Raw genomic sequence first — 7318 nt, forward strand, 5'->3', positions numbered from 1 at the left:
AGGTGAGTTTAAACGCAATCAAGAAAAACTACAAAACCAAGAAATATCGATTACACAATTCCGTCGATACTTGAAACAATTACTGAAAAAGTACCCAAATCCATATTTAACTGACAGTATTTACTTCAAGCCATTCAAATAGCCACTTGTGATAGGAAGATGATAATAAAAATGATAAAACATGTAATGGTAGTTGGGGCAGATATGGACGGTATATCCGCTAGCCGATTACGACATGCAAGCCATTAAGTAGAAATCCACAAGAAAAATGATTAATCAGTTGGTAAGATGCCCCAATCCAAAAAGGATGATCATATCTTCAGAAGTTTCAGAAATTATAATTGAAGAAAACACGCTACACACCGGAAGATTTCAAAAGTAAATTTAATACATACCATGGAGCAACTTTCGGCTTACGACCTACTTTGTGGCAAAGGAATCATTTTAGACCACAGGTAAAGCTAAAATAGGTCAACAATTTTTACTTTGCAGGGTCAAGCGTCCATCCAGGTGCTGGTGCATCGATTGTACTCTCTTCAGGAAAAATTGTTGCCGATGAAGTCATGTTGTATGATGGTATAAACTTCTCCTCATAATCAATTGTTGAAACATTACTATAGAAACTAAATTGAAAGGAAGATATTCATGAAAAAATATACCCAATGGCCCGTAATTTATCTCATCGCATTTGCTGTAATGATTTTTCTAAATTACTGGTCTGCCACTAATGTGGGGATTGTCGCAAATCAAGACCCTGCACTCATTCAACCTGCCGGCTACGCTTTCTCCATTTGGGGAATCATATACATACTCACTTTTATTTGGATCATTCGTTTATTCTTTAATCGACAACAAGGGCAACCAGTAGTAGACAGATTAAGTTTTCTACCTGTTATCAATTTCTTACTGAACGGTTTTTGGATTATTGCCTTTACCCAAGAATGGTTGCTTATTTCTACAATCATTATTGCTTTATTACTCATCAACTTAGTCACCATTTATATAAGATTATCAGATATAGATAGCCAAAACTGGCTTGATCGTTTACCATTCTCTATTTACTTTGCTTGGGTAACTGTTGCAACAATTGTCAATATCTTCACCTGGTTTATCGGTGCCGGCATTAATTCTTTCATTGGACTTTCCGAGTTATCTTGGACCAACATCATGCTAGTAGTAGCTAGTCTATTAATGGGTTACATCGCCTTTAGATACAAAGACATTGCCTTTCCATTAGTATCCATTTGGAGTTATGTAGCGATTTTAATAGAAAATCAGTTTAATTACGTTTCTTTAGCGGTTGTCCTTATCATCTGTATCATTGCACAGTTGGCTAGTGCCAGTTTATTGATGAAACAGTACTTAAGCAAATAATCACCTAAATAAAAAAGCTCCCTAAGTGCACGCTTAGAGAGCTGAGACAAAAAGTATTCGCGGTTAGCAGATGGACCTGGCTAACCTTTTTTGTGCATCCCAACAACAAACGATATACCTAGTATAAACCGGATGCAAGTAAAGCTAGGCATGATTAAATTGTAATTGCTAGCTAGGTGGATTTACAAGTGAAATATTTCACATTTACAATATATGCCGTTTTTATCACTTTCTCTACAAGGTTTTAACGAAAAAAAGCACATTTCTGTGCTTTTTATTTAATCATCTTAGAAAAAATATAGTCGCTTCCTAAAGACTAAAGGCCCAGTATAGAAAGACCAATCCTGTTATTACAGCAATAATCAAAAGAAAGATAATGATATCCACGAAAGTATCCTTAGGATTATCACGAATCCGATCAGGTTGTTCTTTAAACCGCTCTCTTTGTCGTTGCCTAGCAGAAAGTTGTTCTAGGCGATTTCGGTCTCCATATTTATCTTGCGCATTCATTTTTCTTCTATTAAACATTACCCCACCGCCTTCTCTTTCTCACTCGATTATAAATTGTATTCTATTATAAAGAAAACTTACCTCGCTTCAAAATATTCTACCTATGATAAGCTCATACCTGGTTTAGCGTCTAAAGCTAAAGAAGCAAATTGCTGTGTTTGGTATAAAGACTCTGCTGCAGCACCTATCATCGCCGCATTGTCACCGCAAAGGCTTAATGGCGGGAACTGTAAGGTGACTGGACGATCTAATCCTTCAACTGCAGCGGTTAATTGGCTACGTAAACCTTTATTGGCTGCTACACCACCTGCAACTAGTAAGTGGTTTATTTCTGGATATTGGTCTAAGGCAGAAATTGTCCGACCCACTAATTGATCAAGTGCTGCTGCTTGGAATGAAGCTGCTACATTGTTCATATCAAGCGTTTCATTCTTTTGTTTGGCATTATGCATATGGTTGATTACAGCAGACTTTAAGCCTGAAAAAGAAAAATCTAATGTATCTTCACCCTTCATAGCTCGCGGATATTGATAAACATCTTCCCCTTCATGAGCCATCTGGTCAATGATTTTCCCACCTGGATAAGGCACTCCGATGACACGGCCGATTTTATCGTAAGCTTCTCCTACAGCATCATCACGCGTATCACCAATTGTTTCAAAATCATTTTCTCCGCGCATAATCACTAGTTCAGTATGACCACCGGATACAACTAATGCCAACAATGGATAATCCATTGGCGCGATCAGTTGGTTAGCGTATATATGACCAGCCATATGATTAACCCCAATTAAAGGTTTTTGATGAGCAAAAGCCAAAGTTTTGGCTGCCGTAACCCCGATTAATAACGAACCGACTAGTCCAGGTCCTTGGGTTACTGCGACAGCGTCCACATCTTCCCAAGTAGCGTTACCTTCAGTCATAGCTAGGTCGATGATTTGGGTAATTTGTTCTACATGATGACGGCTAGCGATTTCAGGTACTACACCGCCAAACCGCATATGACTTTTAATTTGACTTGCGACAACATTAGACCGCATATCTGTCCCGTTTTGGACGATGGCAGCGGATGTTTCATCACAAGAAGATTCGATTGCTAATATTGTTGCCATAGCGAAATGGCTCCTTTCAATTTGTTATTTAGATTTTATCCACTAAATTTCGTTGATAAATAATAGCGTCGTCTAAGTCTACAGGATAATAGTTGGGACGACTAGCAATTTGTTTGAAGGCTAGTTTTTCATATAGTCGCCGAGCAGCTTGATTACGACTGCGGACTTCAAGGGTCACTATTTTTCCCTTGTTTTGTGCAAAATATAGCAATGCCTCTTCAAGCAACCGGTAGCTAAGCCCTTGTCTACGGTAGTCAGGCAAGACGGCAATATTGAAGAGCTCGACCTCATCAAAAATCAATTGAAAATGTGCTAGTCCAACAATCTCTAAGTTTGCTGGATCGCGCATAATAAAGAAATGATGGTATGGATTATTGAGACTGACATCAATGGCATTTGCAGACCAAGATAAATCCGTTGAAAAGGCTTGGTGTAAGCTAGCGTGGATATCGGTAGCCATTTTGCCTACATCTTTAGGATCTTGAGTTTTAGCCCACTGATGGTCTAGATGGTCGATTTGCACGGGTTACACCCCTTCGACAATTTCGATTTGCTCGACATTAATTAGGGGCGCTAACCGCATTTCGAAAGCATCTTCGTCGTTGTCTGAGTAATAGTTCTCTTTAGTATCACTTTCGTAAAATCCAAAACGTTGATAAAAACGTTGTGCGCCATGGTTTGAGGCTCTGACTTCAAGGGACATAGCGTTGCGGTCCAGTTGTTTAGCACAGTCGATGGCCCGGTCCAGTAAGGCGGTCCCAATTCCGATTGATTGGTAATCTGGATTTACGACCAAGTTTGAAATATGGACATCCGTCCGGTCACGGCGACAGCCAATAAAGCCTACTAATTCTTCACCTAAGAAGGCTTGAATGTAATAGGTGTTAGGATTTTGAGTCATATCGTATAAGAAGTCACGTGCCGTCCAAGAAACGACTTGATGGTAAGCGCGATATTCAATATCAACCATTTGATGAATCACTGTCGTATCTTGCACAACAAAAAAGATAGATTGTCCATCTGGCAAGGCGATTGATTGTTTGTCTAATGTTAAATCAGCTACTAGAGATTTTTTCATGGTAAATAACACCTGTCGATTAAAATTTTTGAAAAATGCTTTAATTTGTTCTCTCCACGTACGTGCCTTCATCTGCCTTAGCCTCCTCAGGATTTTGAGCGACCCAGTTTTCTTCAGCTTCTGATAATTTTGCATAGTCTGGAATAAAGGTATCTACATCCACTTGTCTTAGTGGTAATGCACCTAGGTGGCCAGCATGAATCAAACCTGATTCACTTGGGAAAATAATTGCTCGGTCGCCAAATTTAGCTTCAATATCTGGGCGGAAGGCTTCAATATCAGGGCTGACAAAATTCAGCGGTAAGCTTTGTAAGTCCGGATTGTCTTTTAAGTAGATCTCAACTTGGTCTAAAAACTGGATAAATTGGCCGTGTGATGTTGTGAATAGTGGCGTAAAACGGTTGCCTTCTCTAAGGTAAACAGTCGCAAAAGCCGTCTTTCTCCTGGCATCGATGAATGGGACGATTAAAGCTGGGCCACTTGTTGCTTGCACTTTGCCCGCTAACGCCATCAAGGTTGGTAAGGTAAACAAGGGAATGTTTAGCGTGTTGGCCATGGTTTTGGCTGCTGTTACCCCAATCCGCAATCCTGTATAAGAACCCGGACCTTCCGTTACGATAATGCCCTCCAAGTCGTTAGGTTGCCAATTGACTAACTTGAACATACTATCAATTAGTGGTAGCAATTGGGTTGAATGTTTAATTTTGGTATTGGTGGTCGTTTCTGTCACAACCTGGTCCCCATCACGTAGGGCGACACTAAGAGCTTGAGTTGATGTATCAATTGCTAAAGTTTTCATAAAACCACCTTTTTAAAATTTGGAGGTGCGAGAAAAGTCGTTAAGACTTGCACCGTGCTGGAACAAAAGCCACATAATACTGCAAGTGTTTAAAGTATTTTGTGAAACGCAGTGCTTTCTGGTTTGCGGAGCCCGATATGATGTTAGACAGCGGTCACGCCTTTTTATTGGAACTGGATGGCACCCTTTTTTCACACTTGGTCGAGTTCGATTCTCGCAACCTGACGTCAGATCTCGCACCCTTTTTAGTTGAGCTCGCCAGGGCAGACAGGTGTCCGCTTCAGAATAGTTTGTTTCACACTTTGTGTGATACGGCACTATTCTTCCATCGTCTCCTGTCTAAACGCCCTGTCTCACATCCTTTTTCTTAGTATATCAAATTCTACCTTTTAAATGTAAAAACAATTAACGTTCTTATAGGTTTTACCCTATTTGACCGCCAATTGTTTTCATTTTTATTTGAATTTAAGGATTAACCATTATCAATTGTATGACCTAGGTCTTTTTGCATTTTGTGATAGTCTTCTTTTGAGATGTTAAATACTAATAAGTATGCAATAAATACCAATCCAAAGCCAAATAATGGGAATAGAATTGACATGTTGTAAATTGCACCCACGTTTGATGCGGTCCAGGTTGTTGCATTATTCAACTCTAATGAAGGTGCTGTGAATGCAATTAATAATGGTACGGCTGCAGATGAGAATGCTGTACCGATTTTACGACAGAAGATATATGAAGAATATAACGATCCGTCTGAACGGAAGCCTTGTTTCCATTCGTTGTAGTCAATTGCATCTGAAATCATTGCCCATGATAGTAATTGGAAACCGAATGTAAACATATTAGCGACTGCCATCAAACCAACCCAAACGTAAACATTTTCCACTGGGAATAATAACATTGTTCCGTAAATTACCAAGGTACCAATTAAAGGTACGATGATGACTTGGCGTTTACCAAATTTACGTACAAGTGGCGTAATCATTAATACCCCAATCGCTAAAGGTGCGATTTCAATAAGGGTGAACCATGAGAATAGCGATCCGTCGTTGTATTTAACTTGTAATGTCATTTGGTGTAATTGTGATGCTGAGTAGATGAAGATTGTTTGTGCTGTACCGGCAATAATTTGGGCGATTAAGGCACGGTTTGAGAATAATGTTTTGAACGTTTTGAAGATTGACGGTTGGTTTTTGATTTTTTCCATATCTGGCTGTACACGTTCTTCTACATTTAAATATAACAAGAAGAATGAGATTAAAGCGACAACCCCTAAACCTAACATTACTGGGAACATTAATTGTCCTTGGAATTGTGATACGACTTGTCCGTCGACTACTTTATCTTGATATACGATTAATGGAATAATCGCCACTGGTAATTTGGCAACCCCAGCACCAATTGAACGTGCTGTAGAAAGTTTTGTACGACCTTCAGATGAGTCAGTTACTACTGAGTTTAAAGTACCGTAAGGGATGTTTACTAAGGTATAAGCAAAGTCCCAAGCCACATAAGAAATGGCACAGACAGCTAACTGCACACCATAGCCCATTGATGAGGTATCAAAGTACATAAAGGCTGAAATGATTGCTAATAATGGACCCCCAACTAAAATGAATGGTTTATACCGGTTACCTTTAAAAGGTTTAATCCGGTCAGAGAAATAGCCAACCAATGGATCATTCACCGCATCAAATACACGTGTCAGGACCATTAGGGTCGCAAAATGTGTTGCCTCAATACCAATATAAGATATATAGAAAATTGTTAAGTAGTAAGTTACGACTGAATAACTCAGATTACAGCCAAAGTCTCCAAAGAAATAGCCAATGATATCACGGAAACCAAAGGGACGTTTATCAGACGCTACCATCGTCGTCGGATTTTCGTACGAGTTGCTCATTCTATTCCTCCTATAAGTACCATGCGCTTTTTCTTCACATTGTCACAAGCTTATTCTAACAAATAATATTAAAGTTTTTGTTAATTATCATAACTTTACATAATCTTCACAATGCATCCGGCCATAACGGGAATGAAATTAGCTTATACCATAAATTTACTTGATTCGAATTAGAAATGATGCTACACTTATCTTAGATATTAATTCGAATTAGAAATAAAAAACATTACCCTTCAATAAATTATCCATATACCCAACTAGGAGGAAGTATCATGATAGAAATTATTCAAAAACTACATCACATCTCAGCTATTGTCGGTGCTCCTAACCAAGTTTTTAATTTTTACCGTGACATCCTAGGTCTTCGTTTAGTCAAGAAAACCCTAAATTACGACGACCCTTACACTTACCATTTATATTTCGGTAACAATGAAGCTGACGGCGGGACCATCATTACCTTCTTCCCTTGGGAAAATAACCACCTTGGTCAATTGGGTGACGGTCAAGTGGCGACCACTTCTTTTGCTATTCCAGCTGGC

At 39.1% G+C, this 7318-nt stretch carries 9 protein-coding genes; 3 read left to right on the forward strand and 6 right to left on the reverse strand.

Annotation, left to right across the window (positions count from 1 at the left end; translation table 11 throughout):
* Both ACRCJ0_RS07755 and ACRCJ0_RS07760 read left to right on the forward strand, forming a co-directional pair.
* A partial coding sequence (locus tag ACRCJ0_RS07755; RefSeq protein WP_431390089.1) for a DUF1722 domain-containing protein occupies nt 1-142 on the forward strand: 142 nt, incomplete at its 5' end.
* Between the two features lie 503 nt (nt 143-645).
* Nucleotides 646-1374 carry a tryptophan-rich sensory protein gene (locus ACRCJ0_RS07760; protein WP_431390085.1) on the forward strand — a complete coding sequence of 243 codons (729 nt, stop codon included), beginning with the start codon at nt 646-648 and terminating at the stop codon, nt 1372-1374.
* A gap of 309 nt (nt 1375-1683) precedes the next feature.
* On the opposite strand, the gene ACRCJ0_RS07765 is transcribed toward ACRCJ0_RS07760, so the two are convergent.
* The 6 genes from ACRCJ0_RS07765 to ACRCJ0_RS07790 form a co-directional block, all read right to left on the reverse strand.
* On the reverse strand, nt 1684-1902 hold the full coding sequence (locus ACRCJ0_RS07765) for a hypothetical protein (RefSeq protein WP_431387786.1): 219 nt from the start codon (nt 1900-1902) through the stop codon (nt 1684-1686).
* 83 nt (nt 1903-1985) lie between these two features.
* Complete coding sequence (gene tsaD, locus ACRCJ0_RS07770; protein WP_026465150.1) at nt 1986-2996, reverse strand: tRNA (adenosine(37)-N6)-threonylcarbamoyltransferase complex transferase subunit TsaD; 1011 nt, start codon at nt 2994-2996, stop codon at nt 1986-1988.
* Nucleotides 2997-3024: 28 nt separating this feature from the next.
* Nucleotides 3025-3519, reverse strand: a complete 495-nt coding sequence (gene rimI / locus ACRCJ0_RS07775; protein WP_431390086.1) for a ribosomal protein S18-alanine N-acetyltransferase — start codon at nt 3517-3519, stop codon at nt 3025-3027.
* Nucleotides 3520-3522: 3 nt separating this feature from the next.
* The gene (gene rimI / locus ACRCJ0_RS07780; protein ID WP_026465148.1) at nt 3523-4146 is read right to left on the reverse strand and encodes a ribosomal protein S18-alanine N-acetyltransferase; all 624 of its coding nucleotides are present in this window, start codon (nt 4144-4146) and stop codon (nt 3523-3525) included.
* A complete protein-coding gene (gene tsaB / locus ACRCJ0_RS07785) occupies nt 4115-4873 on the reverse strand; it encodes a tRNA (adenosine(37)-N6)-threonylcarbamoyltransferase complex dimerization subunit type 1 TsaB (RefSeq protein WP_431390087.1) in 759 nt (252 codons plus the stop codon). The genes rimI (ACRCJ0_RS07780) and tsaB overlap by 32 nt, the downstream gene beginning before the upstream one ends.
* 472 nt (nt 4874-5345) lie before the next feature.
* Nucleotides 5346-6779 carry an MFS transporter gene (locus ACRCJ0_RS07790; RefSeq protein ID WP_431390088.1) on the reverse strand — a complete coding sequence of 478 codons (1434 nt, stop codon included), beginning with the start codon at nt 6777-6779 and terminating at the stop codon, nt 5346-5348.
* A gap of 275 nt (nt 6780-7054) precedes the next feature.
* Here ACRCJ0_RS07790 and ACRCJ0_RS07795 point away from each other — a divergent pair.
* Nucleotides 7055-7318 (forward strand): VOC family protein (locus ACRCJ0_RS07795; RefSeq protein WP_431390090.1); only part of this gene is annotated, 264 nt, incomplete at its 3' end.

Source organism: Aerococcus sp. L_32 (assembly GCF_050689315.1).

Bases quoted from the DNA above. Each gene is read 5' to 3' on its own strand.
- ACRCJ0_RS07760 (WP_431390085.1), top strand. From the start codon at position 646: ATGAAAAAATATACCCAATGGCCCGTAATTTATCTCATCGCATTTGCT.
- ACRCJ0_RS07765 (WP_431387786.1), bottom strand. From the start codon at position 1,902: ATGTTTAATAGAAGAAAAATGAATGCGCAAGATAAATATGGAGACCGA.
- tsaD (WP_026465150.1), bottom strand. From the start codon at position 2,996: ATGGCAACAATATTAGCAATCGAATCTTCTTGTGATGAAACATCCGCT.
- rimI (WP_026465148.1), bottom strand. From the start codon at position 4,146: ATGAAGGCACGTACGTGGAGAGAACAAATTAAAGCATTTTTCAAAAAT.
- tsaB (WP_431390087.1), bottom strand. From the start codon at position 4,873: ATGAAAACTTTAGCAATTGATACATCAACTCAAGCTCTTAGTGTCGCC.
- ACRCJ0_RS07790 (WP_431390088.1), bottom strand. From the start codon at position 6,779: ATGAGCAACTCGTACGAAAATCCGACGACGATGGTAGCGTCTGATAAA.